Origin of the sequence: Bacillus sp. FSL M8-0063 (genome assembly GCF_038005545.1) — a bacterium.
Taxonomy (GTDB): domain Bacteria; phylum Bacillota; class Bacilli; order Bacillales; family Bacillaceae_G; genus Bacillus_A; species Bacillus_A wiedmannii.
The window spans coordinates 2549966-2569898 of record NZ_JBBOTJ010000001.1 but is presented as its reverse complement, the minus strand read 5'-3'; the positions used below and the strand labels follow the sequence as shown (position 1 = coordinate 2569898).

18 protein-coding genes and 2 pseudogenes are annotated in these 19933 nt (G+C 33.7%); 17 read left to right on the top strand and 3 right to left on the bottom strand.

Annotated features, from left to right (window positions below; genetic code table 11):
• The first annotated feature begins 139 nt into the window (after nt 1–139).
• The 5 genes from MKX31_RS12990 to MKX31_RS12970 all read left to right on the top strand — a co-directional run bounded on the left by MKX31_RS12990 (nt 140) and on the right by MKX31_RS12970 (nt 4819).
• Nucleotides 140–508 (top strand): hypothetical protein, encoded by a 369-nt coding sequence (locus MKX31_RS12990; RefSeq protein ID WP_088048318.1) that lies wholly within the window; start codon nt 140–142, stop codon nt 506–508.
• A 65-nt stretch (nt 509–573) separates the two neighbouring features.
• On the top strand, nt 574–1659 hold the full coding sequence (locus tag MKX31_RS12985) for an ABC transporter permease (RefSeq protein WP_340980956.1): 1086 nt from the start codon (nt 574–576) through the stop codon (nt 1657–1659).
• Nucleotides 1660–1661: 2 nt separating this feature from the next.
• A complete protein-coding gene (locus tag MKX31_RS12980) occupies nt 1662–2927 on the top strand; it encodes an ABC transporter permease (protein ID WP_340980955.1) in 1266 nt (421 codons plus the stop codon).
• Complete coding sequence (locus MKX31_RS12975) at nt 2927–3598, top strand: ABC transporter ATP-binding protein (RefSeq protein ID WP_000522857.1); 672 nt, start codon at nt 2927–2929, stop codon at nt 3596–3598. The genes MKX31_RS12980 and MKX31_RS12975 overlap by 1 nt, the downstream gene beginning before the upstream one ends.
• Before the next feature lie 183 nt (nt 3599–3781).
• Entirely contained in the window at nt 3782–4819 is a 1038-nt protein-coding gene (locus MKX31_RS12970) for an SDR family oxidoreductase (RefSeq protein WP_064475665.1), read from the top strand.
• Nucleotides 4820–4874: 55 nt separating this feature from the next.
• Here the strand turns inward: MKX31_RS12970 and MKX31_RS29285 are convergent.
• Nucleotides 4875–5018, bottom strand: a pseudogene (locus tag MKX31_RS29285) (DUF4240 domain-containing protein); the annotation flags it as partial.
• Nucleotides 5019–5154: 136 nt separating this feature from the next.
• On the opposite strand from MKX31_RS29285, the gene MKX31_RS12965 reads away from it, so the two are divergent.
• Both MKX31_RS12965 and MKX31_RS12960 read left to right on the top strand, forming a co-directional pair.
• Nucleotides 5155–5622, top strand: coding sequence for an NUDIX hydrolase (locus MKX31_RS12965; protein WP_088046655.1), 468 nt, complete (start codon nt 5155–5157; stop codon nt 5620–5622).
• A 21-nt stretch (nt 5623–5643) separates the two neighbouring features.
• The gene (locus MKX31_RS12960) at nt 5644–6288 is read left to right on the top strand and encodes an alpha/beta hydrolase (RefSeq protein ID WP_088046656.1); all 645 of its coding nucleotides are present in this window, start codon (nt 5644–5646) and stop codon (nt 6286–6288) included.
• Between the two features lie 48 nt (nt 6289–6336).
• Here MKX31_RS12960 and tet read toward each other — a convergent pair whose 3' ends face one another.
• A complete protein-coding gene (tet, locus tag MKX31_RS12955) occupies nt 6337–8280 on the bottom strand; it encodes a tetracycline resistance ribosomal protection protein (RefSeq protein ID WP_088046657.1) in 1944 nt (647 codons plus the stop codon).
• Between the two features lie 264 nt (nt 8281–8544).
• Here tet and MKX31_RS12950 point away from each other — a divergent pair, with 264 nt between their 5' ends.
• The 8 genes and pseudogenes from MKX31_RS12950 to MKX31_RS12915 all read left to right on the top strand — a co-directional run bounded on the left by MKX31_RS12950 (nt 8545) and on the right by MKX31_RS12915 (nt 15134).
• Nucleotides 8545–8973, top strand: coding sequence for a MarR family winged helix-turn-helix transcriptional regulator (locus MKX31_RS12950; protein WP_064475661.1), 429 nt, complete (start codon nt 8545–8547; stop codon nt 8971–8973).
• 18 nt (nt 8974–8991) lie between these two features.
• Entirely contained in the window at nt 8992–9630 is a 639-nt protein-coding gene (locus tag MKX31_RS12945) for a nitroreductase family protein (protein WP_088046658.1), read from the top strand.
• Nucleotides 9631–9674: 44 nt separating this feature from the next.
• On the top strand, nt 9675–9968 hold the full coding sequence (locus tag MKX31_RS12940; RefSeq protein ID WP_064475659.1) for a putative quinol monooxygenase: 294 nt from the start codon (nt 9675–9677) through the stop codon (nt 9966–9968).
• 144 nt (nt 9969–10112) lie between these two features.
• Nucleotides 10113–10247 (top strand): annotated as a pseudogene (locus tag MKX31_RS12935) (AAA family ATPase); the annotation flags it as partial.
• A gap of 276 nt (nt 10248–10523) precedes the next feature.
• Entirely contained in the window at nt 10524–11030 is a 507-nt protein-coding gene (locus MKX31_RS12930; RefSeq protein WP_088046659.1) for a DUF3902 family protein, read from the top strand.
• A 258-nt stretch (nt 11031–11288) separates the two neighbouring features.
• Nucleotides 11289–12455, top strand: coding sequence for a serine hydrolase domain-containing protein (locus tag MKX31_RS12925; protein WP_064475657.1), 1167 nt, complete (start codon nt 11289–11291; stop codon nt 12453–12455).
• Nucleotides 12456–12754: 299 nt separating this feature from the next.
• The gene (locus MKX31_RS12920; RefSeq protein WP_064475656.1) at nt 12755–14509 is read left to right on the top strand and encodes an adenine deaminase C-terminal domain-containing protein; all 1755 of its coding nucleotides are present in this window, start codon (nt 12755–12757) and stop codon (nt 14507–14509) included.
• A 112-nt stretch (nt 14510–14621) separates the two neighbouring features.
• Complete coding sequence (locus MKX31_RS12915; RefSeq protein ID WP_064475655.1) at nt 14622–15134, top strand: hypothetical protein; 513 nt, start codon at nt 14622–14624, stop codon at nt 15132–15134.
• 139 nt (nt 15135–15273) lie between these two features.
• Here MKX31_RS12915 and MKX31_RS12910 read toward each other — a convergent pair whose 3' ends face one another.
• A complete protein-coding gene (locus tag MKX31_RS12910; protein ID WP_064475654.1) occupies nt 15274–16653 on the bottom strand; it encodes a catalase in 1380 nt (459 codons plus the stop codon).
• 271 nt (nt 16654–16924) lie between these two features.
• Between MKX31_RS12910 and MKX31_RS12905 the strand changes: the two genes are divergently transcribed.
• Together MKX31_RS12905 and MKX31_RS12900 are read left to right on the top strand one after the other, a co-directional pair.
• A complete protein-coding gene (locus tag MKX31_RS12905; RefSeq protein WP_064475653.1) occupies nt 16925–18139 on the top strand; it encodes an aspartate aminotransferase family protein in 1215 nt (404 codons plus the stop codon).
• 301 nt (nt 18140–18440) lie between these two features.
• A complete protein-coding gene (locus MKX31_RS12900; protein WP_064475652.1) occupies nt 18441–19898 on the top strand; it encodes an MFS transporter in 1458 nt (485 codons plus the stop codon).
• Nucleotides 19899–19933 lie beyond the last annotated feature (35 nt).

Sequence of the window (19933 nt, the reverse complement as noted above, 5' to 3'; positions counted from 1 at the left end):
GCAATGTAAGGGTTGTGTGGAAAATGTAAAAATTAGGATTTTTTAATATGAGATTATTTTTTTTATGTATAATGAGGACAAGGCCTGAAAATACTTAAATATTTAAGTGAATATTTTAAACAAGGGAGATTGAGTTTATATGAAAAACTTACTTCAAAAAACTCTAGCTACTACAGGGCTAACTGCTTGTTTATTAGGTATGGTTTCTTCCGTTTCATTTGCTTCGATTAGTTGGGATTCTTATGGGAAATGGGAAGGGAGCGGAGGAAAGGCTACCGGACACGCCTACACTGCGCAAACAAATGAACCTCATTTTTACAAGATGACTGTAAGGGCTAGCTTTGATGATGGGTCTTCTAAAGAGGTAGAAAAGAATAATGCTAAAATTACAGATCGTGTGAACGTTAAAGTTTCATCCAGAGGGCCAATTACCACTGGTTATTCGGGTCATGAATGGGTAATGAAAGGGGATAGTGCCTACACCTCTAAGGAAATGGTAATTAGATAACAATCAACAAAAACCGTGAAAAAGGATAAATACCTTTTTCGCGGTTTTTAAAATGAGGAGGATATATGAATTTAGTATTAAAAGAAATAGTGGTAAACAAAGCAATATTCATTATGTTATTTATTGCGTTTGTATTGACAATATGGCTGATACTTATAGCAATGTCGACGAAAGATTATTATGATGAGAAATTTTATGATAGAAAAAATGGTTATTTTAATTATTACTATTCCGTTCAACTTACTAATATAGGGGAATTAAATTTCAAACAATTCCAGACGTTAGTAGAGACTGATTTTAAAAATGCTAGTGTTATTACAAATGATATTCGTATTACTATTCCGGGTATCGGCCGAGCAACAATGAATGGTCTCCTTAATAAAAATTGGTCTCCACCTTTGCTAAAAGGTTCTCAGATGGAACAAAATGAAGAAAATAGTGTAATAGTCGGGAAGAAGATTTATAAGGATACGGAAACAATAAAACTATTTAATAAGGAATATACAGTTAAAGGTGTAGCTGGAGCAAATACTGGATATGAGTATAATATTAAAATTTACGTCGCTTTATATGATATGCCAGATGAAGTGAAAAAAATGATCCAAAATGAAAATACATTCCAAATGATCGTTCGTTCTAACGAAAACCCTATAAAGGAAATAAACACTTTCATACAGCATATAAACCAGAACAATAAAGATATAAATGCCAAAGTGATAAGTGAAAAAGAGAATTTTGAGAAAGAAAAAAACTCAAGTAAAGCTGTGAAAGAGTTATTAAGTTTTCCATTTAGGCTTTTTTGTATAGCTTTAATTACCAGTATAATAGTAAGTTATTATTGGATTTATACGAAGAAAAAAAGTCTTTCGCTAAGGAAATCTTTGGGAGCAAGTAATGTAAATCTTTTTATTTTTATATTTAGTCAATTATTTTTATGTGCAATCATCGCATCAGCCTGTGCGATATGCATACAATGGATTTTTAGCACTTTGAGTGAAAGTATTATAGAGTCTACAAGCTATAGCATTAGTTTACAGCCTACTCATATTGTAATGTGTGTATTTCTTTCACTTAATATAGCTTTTATCCTCTCTGTTATACCATTTGTATATGTGCTTAAAAGTGAACCTGCTAAAGCATTAAAGGAGTAAAAATGATGAGAATAAAAAGTGCGTTCATAGCATTAAAAAAGAGATTTCTATTTTCGGTACTTCTTCTAATACAGATTACATTTGGATTAGCAACTATAACGAGTTCAATTAATGTATTTTATAATTTACACCATCTAAACGATAAATCCAGCTCAGCATTAAATGTGGATAAAACATATTTAGTTACTTTTGAAAGGACGACAGATAGGTTACAAAGCAATCAATTTAATAAAGAGCAAATTAAAGCGGTTTATAATACAATTCATCAAAATAAAGACGTGATTTCGTATGGTACATACGAGGAGAGTTTAATTGAAATAGAATCAAGTAATAGACCACTTCAAAACAATATGATTGCTGATTTGAAACATAAAACGTTTCACGATGAAAGACCTACTGTTCAAACAATTGTTGTAGATGAAAATTACTATAAATTATTAGGTTTACATTTAAAACCTAAAGAGGGTTTCTTGCATGAAGATTTTCCAAAAAATAGTGAAGAAAAAACAAAAGTATTAATGGGTTCTTACTTTAAGAAATATTTTCAAGTTGGGGATACAATTAATAATCAATATACAATTATAGGCTTTTTACCAGAGAATAAATTTATCGTAGATAATAATACAACGAACGTTTATTTGAAGTTGGATTACGCAATGATAATGCCTATGTCATCTAATAGATATGAAAATTATGAAGGAATGTTTTTAAGACTGCATCAAAGTACAGTTTTACATTTACGAAAAGATGCAGATGTAAAGAAACTAGAAGAATCAATTCAACTTAAAGGAAACGGTGGAACGTTTCATTTGAAAAATTTAGGTGATGAAATAAATATAGATGTTACTCTTAACAGCTATTCTGAATTACCTCAACTTATAGTAGGAATCTTATTCATTCTATTCTCGATCGTCGGAATGGCGGTAACAACCATCGTTTCTATCTTAATGAGAAAGAGGGAATTTGGTATAAAAATAGTTTTTGGCGAAAGTAAATTTGGAATGTTTATTCAAATTGTTTTAGAAAACATTATTGTAGCAATAGTGGGCTTAGGAATGTCAATAGCTTACTTTTCATGGAGGTATGGGAAGCTGCTGCAAATGTCAAAGGATTTTAAAGCAGTATCGGCATTAGACTTTAAATTGGACATGCCTATATTATTTTTAGTATTTCTTTTCTTATTATTGATCATCATTGTCTCGAATGTAATTGTCTTCTTATTTATTAGAAAACTCGAACCGAAAACATTAATAGGTGGGATGGAATAATGGGTTTAATTGAACTAATAGATATTAAAAAGGTGTATAGTAACAAGAATCACAATACGTTCGCCTTAAACGGTATAAACTTAACAATAAATAAGGGCGAAATTATAGCAATAATGGGGCGATCAGGCTCAGGGAAAAGTACACTATTAAATGTTATAGGGTTAATTGATATGCCAAATGAGGGTGAATATACGTTAAATGGAAAACCATTAAATGAAATTAGAGCGAATAAAGTTCATAAAACAAGAAATGAAATGATTGGATTTATTTTTCAATATTTTGCATTGTTAAAAGAACATACTGTACTGGATAATGTAGCACTACCACTCACGTATAGAAAGCTAAGGAAACGAGAAAGAGAAAATAAGGCGAAGTTCTATTTAGAAAAAGTAGGTTTAAAAGAACATATGCATAAAACACCGGACGAGTTATCAGGTGGACAACAGCAGCGCGTCGCAATTGCTAGAGCGTTAGTAGGCGAACCAGAATTAATATTGGCTGATGAACCGACTGGAAATTTAGATAGAAAAACAGGAGAAGAAATTATGAGCTTGCTATTACAACTGAATGAAGAAGGACGAACAATTATTATTGTAACGCATGATATGGAAGTAGCGAATAAGTGTAATAGAATTATTGAGTTAGTTGATGGGGAAATTGTGCAGAGTTAGTAATTCAACAAATATACAGTAAAATAATTATATCTAATTTAAGAATCCGTATTGATTAATTTTTCAAAATGGATTCTTGTTTATTTGTAGAATTAAAGTAAAATAACAAATTCCCCGTAACTTTCCAGCACAAAAAATCGTTTAACAAAAGAAAGGATTTTTAATCACAAATGGGGGAGAACCATGAAGATTTTAATACTAGGTGGTACACGATTTTTGGGAAGAGCTGTTGTAAAAGAGGCTTTGAACAGAAGGCATGAAGTTACATTATTTAACCGCGGAACAAACAAAGAAGTTTTTCCTGAAGTGGAGCAGCTTATCGGTGACAGAAGTGATGATGTATCAAGTTTAGAAAATCGAAAATGGGATGTTGTCGTGGATACGTGTGGGTTTTCTCCGCATCACATTAGAAATGTTGGAGAAGTACTGAAAGATAATATTGAACACTATATATTCATCTCTAGCCTTTCCGTATATAAAGATTGGATTCCGCATGACATAAAAGAAGACTATATATTACAACCTGAACCAATGGAAGAGCAAATAAAGGCTGTAGAGAATGGTGAAATATCTCCTTATGAGCATTATGGTGCACTGAAAGTATTATGCGAAAAAGAAGCAGATAAATATTGGCCAGGGCGTGTTTTACACGTAAGAGCAGGACTTCTTTCAGGAATGTTTGATTATACAGATCGACTAACATACTGGATTCAGCGTGTAGCAAAAGGAGGTAAAGTGTTAGTACCAGGCAGAAAAAATCGTCCAGTGCAATTCGTTGATATAAAAGATGTCGCGAGCTTTGGACTCAACATGGCAGAAAATAATAAAGCAGGTACATTCAATGTTACAGGTCCAAATTATGAATTGACGATGGAAGAGCTATTAAATACGTGCAAAAAGGTTACGAATAGTGATGCCGCATTCGTTTGGATAGATGAATCGTTTATGAATGAACATAAAGTGCAGCCTTGGACAGAGATGCCACTATGGCTTCCTGAAACTTTTTTATTAGAAGGTGAGACAAAGCCTTGGAAAGGTGGTTTTTATATTAGTATTGAGAGAGCTGTTAAAGAAGGACTTACTTTTAGGAAATTAGAACATACAGTTACAGATGTGTATGAGTGGATGAAGAGTGTGGACGAATGGGAATTAAAAGCAGGTATTTCAATTGAAAGAGAAAAGGAGCTGTTAGATAAGTGGAATGAAACAAAGAGAGTGTAAATAAGGATTCTATGAAAACAGGACTCTGTCTATTGGTTAAACAGAGTCCTAATATTTCTCTCGGTTCTTCCCCATACATTTCCCATAACCTAGGAAACATCTTTTTCAAACCTTTTTCGTCATCTTCATTCCAGTCAAACTCGATATCTATATCGTCGAATTTTTCATTAGATAAGACAGGATAAAGTGTAAAGTAACTATATCCCTGTAATGATAAAAAATCAGAAGATTCAAAAACTATTGAATGAAATAGAAAAATTTAGTAATCTTATTTGTACAGCACATACATAATAGTTTTATAGCGATTTTCAAATAAAGTATAGGGGGCAATCGGTATGGATCTAACATTTAAAGTTGAAGAAACATGTTTTAATTATCGGGTCGGAGCAATTTGTAAACATGATAATAAAATACTCATTCTGCAAGGTGACGGTGAAGATTTTTGGTACGTACCAGGCGGAAGAGTGAAAATGCTAGAAAATAGTGAAGATGCGTTACAACGAGAATTTGCAGAAGAACTAGCTGTTCCTATTAAAGGGAAGAGATTAATATGGTCAGTAGAAAATTTCTTTACACTTTCTGAGAGGAAGTTTCATGAGATTAGTTTTTATTATGAAGTAGAGCTACAGGAGTTACCTGCAAATGGAGCGGATCAATATATTTTGGAAGAAGAGGGTGGAACATATCTATTTAAGTGGGTGCCGGTAGAAGAGTTACATGCATATAACTTACAGCCAGCATTTATAAAAGAGAAAATAAAGGATATCGCAGTTCATACAGAACATATCGTTTTACAAAAGTAAACGTATTCGGAGGAGAAAACGGTGAAGGGGACTAAAAAAGAGGTACATATAAATGACAAGGTAATTCGTTACACACATATCGAAAAAGGTTCTAGTACGGTTTGCTTTATGTTCTCAGGTTCAGGATACAATTACGATAAACCGTTATTTTATTATGCGACGATGCTTATGCTCGAAAATAAAATAGATGTAGTACATATTCATTATTCTTATGACGAACAAGTAATGAATAAACCAATCGAAGAAGTAACGAAAATAATGATGGATGATATTAATCCTGTAATGAAAAAAGTATTAAAAGGTGAGCAATACAATCATACAATGTTTTTAGGGAAGTCACTCGGAACGATTCCGATTGCAAATGATTTAATGAAGAGGGAAGAGTTTTTACAGTCAAAAATGATACTACTTACACCTTTACTAACTTTTGATTCCATTTTTGATTCGATCCTACATAGTCATCATGAAGGGCTATTAGTAATTGGAGATAAAGATCACCAATATAATGCAGATCAAATCGATCAGTTACATAAAACGAATTTACAAATTGAAGTTGTCAAAAACGCAAATCATTCTGTAAATGTTGGGGGATTGGAAACAGAGAATTCAATTGAAGCGATAGCAAAAATAATAGGAAAACTTAAAGAAGTTGTTAGGACAAACTAACCTATCAATACATGCAAAAAGAGGTGCAAATTGCACCTCTTTTTTTACTTAATAAGCCCTCAACACATGAAGCAAATAATCCTTACGATTCAGAGGATTATAATCAACACGTTTTCGAGTAGGAAAGGGAGCCTTTAGTTTTGTATAACCAGATGGCTTCGTTGTAAATATACCTTCTCCTTCTGTAAATGAATGAAGCATTCGCTTAAAATTCTCTGTCTTCGTGACAGGTAATGACCCAGTTAACTGGTAAGAATCATTAATGAATATAGGCTCTGCAAAAGTGGCTGGAATAGCAGCAAGCTTATACATCGCGGTACTAATTGCATGTTCTGGTACAGTCAATTCAAATTCGTTAACTGGTTCATATACAAATGTGTCAGCTTGCTTTAAAGCATCCATTAAAACGAGTGGTGTTAAATTTCTAAAGTCACTTGCTGTTGTAACAGGACTAGCATAACCAGTATGGGTTAACGTGACGATAACGTCCGTAACCTCCCATCCGTATAAACCTTGTTTTAACGTTTGAAATACAGTATCTTCAATTGCTTTATGAAATGCTAAAGGCAATGATCCAAGTTCAACACCTAACTTATATGTTATGCCAGAGTTAAGCTCACCACGTTCGATTTTAAAACCAATTGTTGCGTAAAATGGATTCGCTTTTTCACCCATTACTTCAACGCTATTCCCTACGCCAAGTGGTTTCTCAATACATACAACTCGCGTATTTGAGAAAGTAACCTGCAAATTATATTTCTCATAAAGTGTTGTTTCAATTACTTCTTTTTGTACTTCACCGAAAAGGCGAATATATAGTTCATTATGAATATCGTCTTTCCACACTTTAATGAGCGGATCTTCTTCACATAGATCCATAAGTGCAGCGTATAGATCATGAATTCGTTCTTTTGGTACTGCTTCAATAGCAGCTTCCATTTGTGGTTCGGCAAAGTGAATGTCTTTTATATAATCCGTTCGTTCACCGATAATATCACCAATTTTAATATCACTCAGTCCCCACACTTTGCAAAATTCTCCGCTAGAAACGGTAGAAACTTGAACAGCATTTCCGTTATGAAACATGCATATTTTCTTAATCTTTTCTTTATGTGCCAGAGCTTCCCCGCGCTGTATATCAACATATTTTCTAACGTGTAAACGACCAGAAAAAACTCTTACATATGCAATCTTTTCCCCAGAAGGTTCACGTTCAATTTTAAACACAACACCGGATAATGTTTCATTTTCTGCCGACTTTTTAGCTGGAAATAAGGCTGAAATATTTTCGAGCAGTTCAGTTACACCCATACCTGTCATGGCTGAACCGAAAAAGATCGGGTACACATTTGCTTGCGCTATTTGTTTAATGAGTTCCTCTCTTAATAGTGTGCCCGGTACGATTTCATTATTTACATATGACTCAAGTAATGATTCATTATATGGTGCTAACAGTTCCATACAGTCGTCATATGATTTGTATTTAATAATTCGTGCTTCCTTTGTTCCTTCGTTTTCTACAGAGTAGAAAGGGAATGCTTCATTTGAAAGAACCTCTTTTATTTGTTTCATAACTTTTTCAGTATTTGCGCCATTACGATCAATTTTATTTACGAATAATATTGTTGGTATGTTTAGTTTCTGCAATGTCCGCATTAAAATTTTTGTTTGTGCTTGCACACCTTCAACAGCAGAAATAACTAAAATTGCACCGTCTAAAACGCGGAATGATCGCTCTACTTCAGCGATAAAATCAGCGTGTCCAGGTGTATCAATGACATTTACTTTTACATCATCAATAAAGAAAGATACAACAGATGCTTTAATCGTAATTCCGCGTTGTCTCTCTAATTCCATTGAGTCAGTTTGCGTACTTCCACTATCAACTCTGCCAATTTCTTTAATTACATTCGTTTCATAAAGAATACGCTCAGTCAAACTCGTCTTGCCAGCGTCTACGTGCGCGACAATCCCTATATTTATTGTTGTCATATGTGAATATCCTCATTTCATTTTCCATTTTTATCTCCTCATTTCTATTTGTGTATTGCCGCATTACAATCACTCTCCAGTCATTTAAATTAGTACTATTATAGTGCAATTAACATTTTTTGTAACGCGACAAAGCGTCTTAATTTGGAAAAATATAAATGAAAACAAAATGCTTGCATTCTAAATCGATATAGATTATATTAATTGACATATCAACTATTGATACATCAAACATTTTTATTTTGCATGTAAAGGAGGGGTATTTTGACAAGTTCATGCTCGAAAGAAGCGATTATTTTATATAAATTACACTTTCTAAATAAAGAAGTAAGTTCAAAATTCGAAGGGTGTACGGGTATGAGCCAGTCTCGATTAGAGCTTATACTTCAGTTATATGAAGTAGGTGAAATTAGTCAAAAAGCACTTCAGCAAGAAGTGAATATTGATAATGCCGCAATTACAAGGCATTTAAAACAGCTAGAAGCAAATGGAATGATTACAAGACGTAAAAATCCAGATGATAACAGAATTACGTTAGTTTCTCTAACTGAAGAGGGACGAAATAAAATTCAAGTGTATCAGGAGGAAAAAGAACGTTTTGCAGCATCTGCATTTAAAGGATTAAGTGAAGAACAGCGCGATAATCTTTTAGCAATGTTAGACCGCATTCAAGAAAATATAAAAGAACTTTAAAAAAGGGAGAATTCAACTATGACTAACTCAGTACAAACAAATGATTTTAACGAAATTTTAACAGGACGCCGTTCAATTCGTAAGTACGATCCTTCAGTGAAAATTAGTAAAGAAGAAATGACAGAAATTCTTACAACAGCAACACTTGCACCATCATCTGTGAACATGCAACCATGGAGATTTTTAGTGATTGAAAGTGACGAAGCGAAAGCAACACTTGCGCCACTTGCGAAATTCAATCAATCTCAAGTAGAAACATCTTCAGCAATGATCGCTGTGTTTGGTGACTTAAACAACTTTGATAACGCAGAAGAAATTTACGGTACAGCAGTAGAGCGCGGTTTAATGCCAGCAGAAGTAAAAGAAGATCAAATGAAAAAACTTTCAGGTTACTTCTCAATGGTTACACCAGAAGTAATGAAAGATACTGTACTAATTGACGGTGGTCTTGTAGCGATGCAATTTATGTTAGCAGCTCGTGCTCATGGTTATGACACTTGTCCAATTGGCGGATTTGAAAAAGATCAAATCGCAGAAGCTTTCGGATTAGATAAAGAACGTCACGTACCAGTAATGTTAATTTCTATCGGAAAAGCTGCTGACAGTGGTTACCAATCAGTACGCCTTCCAATTGAAAAAGTTGCTGAGTGGAAGTAATTTTATAAATACAGAAATAAGTGAGATATGAGAGGGGAAACACCATGATTATTATTCACGCAATATTTCAAGTAGATCCAGCAAAACAACAATCATTTTTAGAAGAAATTCAGCCACTACTTCATGGCTCAAGAGAAGAAAGTGGAAATGTATCTTATGACTTATATAAAGATACAGAAAAAGAAAATGTATATACGATGGTAGAAGTATGGAAAGATGAAGAGGCAGTTGCGAGTCATAATACGAGTGAACACTTCACATCTTTCGTTAGCAAAGCACGACAATTTTTAACTGCGCCACTTGATATAAAAGTTTATAGTGGTGAACTAGTAAAATAATTAGTAGAAAAAAATGACTTTAGCGTATGGCTGAGGTCATCTTTTTTATTTTGATAGGAATATATTTACTTCTAACGTAATGTGTTATAATTCGGGAATGATATTTCTTAATTTTCTGAATTATTATAGGTGGGAGATAAATATATGAGTACATTAAAGAAAATTATTAACAATATTTCGAAGGTTATTATAGGAAAAGATGAATCGATTGAACTTGCAGCCATAGCTCTCATAGCAAGGAGGCATATGTTATTAGAAGATGTACCTGGGACGGGAAAAGGTGACATTAATATAAGTGAATGAAATTAACTGTAAATTAATTTTATTTACTTATATTTAATTACGTGGTAATGTATACTTACTTTTTTTATATCTTAACCAATGGAAAAAAGGTTGCCTTAGTAGAGTATTTCTCGTTAAATTCTTCATGAGATTATATTTGTTTCATTAATATAGAATGAATAAGAGATGTAATAGGGTTTAACCAATAACGAGTAGCATGTAAATAAAAAATTATAATTTATTTTTAAATTTTTGTAAGGGTGTGAAAATAGAATGAAACCGGTATTGAAAAACATACTTCTTTCCTTTGTTTTTTCTGCAGTAGGGATGTGTTGGTTTCTGTTTCTGTTAGTTAGAGGAGGCGGAGATTGGTTATTGTCTTGGTTAGGTGTATTAATGGCATTTTTATCTTTATACACGATAATAGATTTATATTGTAAGTATACATACGATAAAAAATTAAGTAAATTGTTTATTAAAGCAACAGTTACTACCTTTAGTTTTGCGGTATTGGGAATCATCTTTGGTATTGTACACGAGCTATTACAGCCATGGAGTCTCAGTTTAATGGTTTGGTATTGGTTGTTAGTGTTACTTTTATTTTCAACGACTATAATATTATTAGTTTTTGTAGTATTTGTTAATCGTAAAAATTATAATATTCCTGGTAGATATAGAATACTTATATTGATTAATCTATTTCTTACGCTAGGACCAGTACTGTGGCCACTACTTCTTACTATTATAGGAAATGGTATGAACGCTAGTGCAGGATGGTAAAAGTGAATGAAGATTAGTAGTTTAAAGAAGTGAATAGAATAATAAGTTAATATAGGGTTTAAAGTATGTAAGAGAACGTGTTTTCATAAAATGAAGACACGTTCTTTTTTATTTTCTTACAGAACTTTTTCTCATCTGGTCGCCAAATTTTGAAAGTAAGTATTTCGTAAGGAATGGATAAGAAAAAAGAGAGTTTTATCATTTAGGATGAAAGTATAGCTTAAATCAATACGATATAAATAGAGGAGAGAAAGCCTTATGAAAAAATGTTATTCAATTAAGTTAGCGAGTTTAGCAGTTTTATTAGCGGGTACTACTTTATTCACACCAGGTTTTACTGTAAAAGCAGAGTCTACTCAAAATATTTCTAATTCGTCAGAAGCACATGACCAAAAGAATCGGAATGGTTGGAAACGAGTCATGCAGGAAACAATCCAAGTTGGAGCGCCAGGGGTATTAGCTAAGACATCTAATAACGGAAAAATTAGTAGTTATACTGCTGGTGTCGCGGATTTAAATAGTAAGAAACCAATGAAATCGGAATATCGCTTTCGGATTGGGAGTGTGACGAAGACTTTTACCGCTACGACTGTTCTTCAATTAGTAGGAGAAAATCGCGTGCAACTTGACGATCCAATTGAAAAGTGGCTACCGGGTCTCATTCAAGGAAATGGGTATGATGGCAATCAAATTACGATACGTCAACTTTTGAATCATACGAGTGGTATAGCTGAATACTTAAAGTCAAAAGACGCTGATATTATGAATTCGAAAAAAACGTATACAGCAGAAGAAATAGTGAAAATAGGACTTTCTCTACCTCCAGATTTTTCACCAGGTAAGGGATGGCTGTATTCAAACACAGGATACGTAATATTGGGAATGCTTATTGAAAAAATAACTGGAAATAGTTATGCGGAAGAAATTGAAAAGCGAATTATTGAACCTTTGGATCTGTCAAATACGTTTTTACCAGGGAATTCACCCGTAATTCCAGGTAAGAATCATGCTCGTGGATATATGAAAATTGATGAAAAAAGTGAGCTGAAAGATATGACGTATTATAATCCGAGTTTAGCTAATTCAGCTGGAGATATGATTTCTAATGCGGACGATCTAAATAAATTCTTTTCATTTTTACTTGGTGGTAAGTTACTGAAAGAACGTGAGCTAAAAGAAATGCTTACTACAGTTCCTATAGAAGGAAAAGGTGTTGGTGATGGATATGGCCTTGGGATCTATGAGACTAAACTTCCAAATGGTATTTCCGTTTGGGGTCACGGAGGATCAATTCCTGGGTTTATGACTTTTGCTGGTGGAGTAATTGGAGGCAAGCATACATTTGCTGTCAATGTTAACTCTTTAGGTCCGGTTGATATTCTTACACAGTTTAATAAAATGATGCAAATTGAATTTAAGAAATAAATGAAAAGAATGTGAATGGGATCCTGCTTTAAAGGACAGTATTAGCATTCATAGTATGACATCAAGTGTAATTCAATCGTATAGTTTAGTATAAAAAAAGGATGTCAGTTACACGACATCCTTTTTTATTGAGGACCAAAGAGGTATACTTTAAATTTTGAAAATTGTTATTTTTGCAATTATTACATATAATAAAGGGTATAGGGGTTGTACAAGAGAGTTATGAATGGAGAATACTTTAGTTTGTTAATTGTTTTTATTTTAATAAATAAAAGTAAATTGATTTGGAGTGAAATTCATTGGGAGAAAATCAGTTTAGATGGAGTAACAAGCAATTAAGAGAACATGTTGAAGTAATAGATGGCAAAAGAAATCCGCACATTTTATGTAAGAACGCAACTTATTTAAATTCCTATATGCGCGAGTGGGTGCAAGCAAATATTTGGATCTATGATGACCGGATTGTTTATGTAGGAGAAAAGCTGCCAGCGCAACTGCATGAATGTGAAGTCATTGATTGTAATGGAAAGTACGTAGTTCCAAGTTACATAGAACCGCATGCACATCCATATCAATTATATAATCCTGAAACGTTAGCGAATTATGCGATGCAGTTTGGGACAACGACTTTTATTAATGATAATTTAACTTTATTTTTCACATTACAACGTGAAGAAGCATTTCGTTTATTAGATGAATTTGAAAAGATTCCAGCAAGTATGTATTGGTGGTGTCGTTTTGATGGGCAAACTGAATTGCAAAAAGGGGAATCTTTATTTAATCGTGAAGAAATAATAGAGTGGCTTAAGCATAAAGCAGTTCTTCAAGGTGGCGAGCTAACAGCGTGGCCAAAGTTATTACATGGCGATGATGAAATGTTATATTGGGTGCAGGAAACGAAACGATTACATAAAAAAGTGGAAGGACATTTTCCAGGAGCATCTGAAACGACTTTAGCGAAATTAAAATTGTTAGGTACAGATTGTGATCATGAAGCGATGACAGGGCAGGAAGCTTTCATTCGTCTTATGCAAGGTTACACGGTTTCACTAAGAAATTCTTCAATCCGTCCAGATTTAGAAGTGTTACTAAAAGAATTGCTAGAACTAGGAGTAAAGCAGTTTGATAGATTCATTCTTACTACAGACGGCTCACATCCTTCGTTTTATGAAAATGGAATGACGAACGTAATGATAGCTACCGCGATAAAACAAGGAGTGCCAATAATAGATGCTTATCATATGGCAAGCTATAATATCGCTCGTTATTATAATATGGAACATCTACATGGTTCAATTGCGACAGGTAGAATAGCTAATATTAATATTTTGGAAAGTAAAGAAAACCCGGTTCCAATAAGTGTAATTGCAAAAGGAAAATGGGTGAAGCGTGACGGAATAAACAAAAGTGAATCAGTACAAATAGACTGGAGTAAATTTAAAGTAACTTCATTATTATTAAACTGGTCCATAGAAAAAGAGGATATGATTTTTTCTCATAAAATGGGTATACATTTATTGAATAACGTTATAACTAAACCATACACGAGTGAAATGGATTTAAACCGTGATGAACTTTCTCTAAATCATGATGAGTGTTTCCTTATGATGATTGCTCGTGATGGTACGTGGCGAGTGAATACAGTTGTAAAAGGCTTTGCAAATAAATTAGGAGGCCTTGCTAGCTCTTATTCTGGTACCGGTGACATCATTCTTATTGGGAAGAATAAAGAAGATATGCTTACAGCTTTTCATAGAGTGAAAGAGATTGGTGGGGGAATGGTAATAGCTGAAAAGAATGAAGTATTACACGAAATCGCATTACCATTGCTCGGGATTATGTCTAAGTTAAAAATGAATGAATTAATACAGGAAGAGAAACGGTTGGTGAAATTATTGCAAGAGCGTGGCTACGCGTATGATGATCCGGCATTTACCATTTTATTCTTTTCCGCGACGCACTTGCCTTTTATAAGAGTAACGCCTATAGGAATATATGATGTGAAAAATAGTAAGGTAGTGGCTTCACCGGTGAATTTAATAAAGCAATGTTAATATGAAAGGCCCTATAAAAGTCCCATTTATAGGGCCTTTCACATTGTTAGCATAAGAATATTGTGAGCCTCAAATAATATAGTATCTAAATTACTTGAGGTGAAACGTAAGTATGAAAAAAATATTGTATATTTTAAGTGTATTTATATTATGTGTATCTATTCAACAAGTTGTACATTCTCAAACAGATGCACCAGAGCTATCTTCTGATTGTCTTGAAAAAAGGAAAATTCGAGATGAGAAGTATGTGAAAAATATTATGAGGGACATTCAATCTACGTTTGATTTAAATATTGATGAACACAGTTTTTGGGAAGTGAGCCAAAGAGACCTGGATGCTGCACATTTAATGTATGGCGGAAGAGAAAATGATTCTTATTATAATTCGCTAACTAAAATTTATAATAGTGGTGGATTTAGAGAGCAGCCTAGTTTATTTGTGGCAGTGCAAGAAGCATTTTTACTTTATAAAGAAAAAGATAATATCAATGTAATGAAACACTTAAATCTAGATATTGAAAAAGGGGAATGGATCGTTATAGAAACGAAAAAGAAGAAAGGGAAAAAAGTGAAATTCAAGCCGTTACAATGTGAAAAAGATTATTTGAAAAAGAGAAATGAGTAACATAATCTAAAATGAAATAACGGAAATTTTGAAGGGGTAAAATTCCGTTAAGAATTGTAAATGAGGCGGTAGAAATTACTAGTAATTTCGCCATAAAAAAACGTCATTTTAATGTTTAAAATGACGTTTTTTTATATCATTAAATCTTTTGCATCGCACTCTCAATTCTCTTCACTAAATCAGCAGACACTTTATGGAAATACCCTAAAACGACCTTACTAATATCATCGGATATAACTTTCAAATCACTAGCTAAGTTTTTAGCAAGATGTTCTTTTTCAATCGGTTTTAACTTCGCATAAAATTCACTAGGCTGCGTAAAGTCATCCTGTTTCGTAATAGAAGTTCTTTCAAGTTTACCTTCAACGTATCTTCCGTCACCGCTCGTTATTTGATTAGCAGGTGTCCAATTTTGTTGTTGGTTAATGGTCAATTTGCGAAATTCGGAACCAATTCTTCTTCTTTGAGAATCACTATAAATGTTAGCGCGTCCTTGCAGCATTTTATCATCTGATAGTTCTGCACCGTCTAGTAAATTAGAAGGAGAGAAGGCGACTTTTTCTACTTCTTCCATATAATTTCCAGGGTTTTTGTTTAATACCATTTTGCCTACTGGTATAAGAGGGTATGACTTTTCATCCCATACTTTTGTATCATCTAAAGGGTCATAAGAAAGATGTGATTCATCTTTCGGATCCATGAGCTGGACATATAACCCGTATTCCACTGGTTTACCATTTGCAATTGCATCATATAAATCTTTCCCGCTATAATCAGGGTTTTCAGCAGCCAGTTTATTCGCTTCCTCATTAGTAATGAATTGTACACCTTCAAATGGGTACCAATGATACTTTACATACTTGCGGTAACCTTCTTCATTTCTCCAAACATATGTATTAACACTATGTCCTGGGATGTGGCGCAGACTTTTGGCTGTACCAGCATCAGAGTATAAATGGACAACGAAATGAATGGATTCAGGTGCGCTAGCGACAAAGCTCCAGAATTTATTAGGGTCTATTAAGTTATTTATAGGTGAAGGTAACAACGCTTGAATCGTTTCAGGGAAACGCATCGGATCACGAACAGAAAAGACAGGAATGTGATTACATAAAAGATCGAAAATGCCTTCCTTTGTATAAAACTTTGTAGAAAAACCGCGCACATTTCTAGAAGTGTCAGGTGTTCCTTTCGTACTAACAGCTAATGAAAATCGAACCATAACAGGAACTTTCTCATTAGAATGTTGTAGAAAACTTAACTTTGTATGTTCAGACATTGGATAGATTGTTTGAAAATAACCGAACGCACCAAATCCTTTTACATGAACAGGTCTTTCTAAAATTTTTTCGTGAATAAATTCTTGTAACGTCTCGTGAAGTACACTATCTTGCTCTAGAACTGGTCCACGTGAACCAACTGTTTGTGAGTGAAGTGTAGCTTGTTCATTACGTTCTCCATTTTCATTAAAGCCTTTCCCTAGTATAGATTGCCCCTGTTTATCATAGTTTTCATCCATCGATATAGCCTCCAAATCTTTTTTGTCCATTGTTACTAAATATGATTTCATAGCCTTGATTATGTATGACACGCAAAGTCCAAAATGGTAACAGACCGCTAGATGAAAAAAATGCACATGTAGTGGACCTGTTGAAATAGAAGAAATTATGGAAAAATGAATATCGGGAAGAAAATTACTATTAAAATATTAATCTTAAAAATGAATTTATACATGAATTTATAGAGAATGAACATAAATAAACAAGGAAAATAACTAGGAGGAATTTAAAATGTCGGATTGGTTTCAATTAGATAAAGAATATATGATGCCTACATACTGTCGTACGAAGGTTGCGATAGAAAGAGGAGAAGGGTGCAAGCTTTATGATGTGGATGGTAAAGAGTATGTAGACTTATTTTCTGGTGTCGGAGTGAACGTATTAGGATATAATCACCCGAAAATTGTGCAAACGACAATGGAACAAGTTACAAAATCATTGCATCTTCCATTTCATTTTTTAAACCCAGTTGCGATTGAGTATGCAAAGAAATTAGTAGATTGCTCTTTAAAAAATGGAAAAGTCTTTTTTACAAACTCTGGTACGGAAGCGACAGAAACGACGTTGAAATTAATTGATAAATATAGAGCTAATACGGGTGTAGAACGTGAAGGAATCGTAGTGTTGAAAAATAGTTTCCACGGACGTACGTTAGGAGCACTTCATTTTACGAGACAAGAAAGTGTATATCAAAATTTCCCTAAAACATCTATACCAGCATATGAAGTAGAGCGTGAGAATATAGAGCAATTAGAAGAAACAATCGTTAAAGAAAATCCAATTGCGATTATGCTAGAGCCTGTATTAGGAAGCGGGGGGATATACCCTTTATCAAGTGAATATTTACATGGTGTTCAAAACTTATGTGATAAATATAATGTCATTCTTATCGTTGATGAAGTTCAAAGTGGTATGGGGAGAACTGGTAAACTATTCGCTTATCAAAATTTCAATATTACTCCGGATATTATTCAAATTGGTAAGGGGGCAGGAGGCGGGATACCGCTTGGCGGAATTATTGTAGGTGAAAAGTTATGTGATGTATTTGCACCAGGAGATCACGGCACAACGTTTGCTCATTCTTCAATGGGAACGGCTTTAGGATTAACGGTTTTAAATACATTGATTGACGATGGTTTAATGCAAGAAGCGTATGAAATGTCACACTATCTAAATGATAAATTGCAAGAAATTCAGAAAGAAAATTCTTATTATATTGGTGAAGTACGTCATGCTGGTATGATGTTTGGAATTAGTTTGAATGATACGAATGAAAATGTGAAGAAATTACAGGTAAAGCTAATGGAGAAAGGGATGTTAGTTGACGTTACACAAGGGAACATCATCCGTTTACTTCCGCCATATATAATTACAAAAGAAGAAATCGATACATTTGTTAATGAGTTTATCTCTTGTATGCATAGTTTAGCAGCTACAAGTGTTTAAAAACTTTAATGAAAAATCACCTTATTTTTAATGCAAATAGGAAGAAAATAGTGGTAAAAAAATAAATTTACGTAAAAAAATAAAAAGCTGAAAAAGGTACTCATATAGCGCCTTCTTCAGCTTTTTATAATACTAAAATTACTTAACTTAAAGAGCATCTCATTGGACAAATAATTAATTATGTGAAACAATAATAACAGATAAGGAGACATTAATTTTCCTTAAGTGCTTCGAATTAATTTATTCAATAAGAGAAGGTGTGCTTAAAGAAGTTAAATTAAACAAGGAGCTGTTTTATTATATGCAACAAAATAATGATTTAAATTTTGAACCTCAAGACGTTAATATTGTCAACTCTAAACAAGCCAGGAAAGCAGTAATTGCTACTGGTATAGGGAATGCAATGGAGTGGTTTGACTTCGGATTATACGCGTATTTAGCGGTTATTTTAAGTCAATTATTCTTCTCAGGTGTTGATAATAGTGGATTGCAACTTGTACTTACATTCGGTACATTTGCAGCAGCCTTTCTCGTTCGACCAATCGGAGGTGTATTCTTTGGTAGAATAGGAGATAAGTACGGCCGAAAAATCGTGTTAAGTACTACTATTATTTTAATGGCACTTTCTACATTATTCATCGCATTACTACCAACCTATGAACAAATTGGTGTATGGGCACCAATACTACTTTTAGTTGCCCGAATGATTCAAGGCTTCTCTACAGGCGGCGAATATTCAGGAGCAATGGTTTATATCGCAGAATCTTCTCCAGATAAAAAGCGTGGTATACTCGGTAGTGGTCTTGAAATTGGCACACTCTCAGGTTACATTGCTGCATCGGTAATTGTTACCATTTTGACGTTATTGTTAACAGATGAACAAATGCTCAGCTGGGGCTGGCGTATTCCTTTCTTAATAGCTGCACCAATTGGTTTGGTCGGTTTATATTTACGCCGTCATTTAGATGAATCTCCCATCTTTGAAGAGATGGAAAAAGCACAAGAGGAATCTGAAGACAACGAACAATTTTCGTTTATGGATATATTAAAATATCACAAAAAAGACTTCTTATTAAGCACAGTTATTGTCGCCTTCTTTAACATTACAAATTATATGATTCTTTCGTATATTCCTTCTTATCTAACTCAAGTACTTAAAGTCAAAGAAACAACTGGCTTATTAATTATTTCTATTACGATGGCACTTATGATTCCACTGGCACTTTATTTCGGTAAATTAAGTGATAAAATTGGTAATAAACGTGTCGTGCAAATTGGTTTACTTGGTTTAGCAGTATTTGCAATTCCAGCATTTTTACTAATAGGTAATGGACATATTGCAGCTATATTTGCAGGTATTTTCATTTTAGGATTCTTCCTAAGTGTATATGAAGGAACGCTACCTTCATTATTACCATCACTCTTTTTCACCGATGTACGTTATCGAGCACTTTCGATCTCATTTAATATTTCTGTATCGATATTCGGTGGAACAACACCGCTCGTATGTTCATACTTAGTTCATGCAACCGGTAACCCGCTTGCACCGGCATTTTATTTAGCAGGTGTAAGTATTATTGGATTAGTCGTATTTAGTGTATTATTCGTTACAACTTCAGGACGTGCACTTAAAGGTTCATATCCTACAGTTGAAACGAAAAAGGAAGCACATCTAATCGCTAAAGAAGACCCTGAAGAAACACTTTGGTGGCATGAAGAGTCGTTAGAAATTGAAGCAGGGAAAAACGCTTCAATTTAAAAAGTAATGTAGAAGTATAAAAAGACTCCTATGAA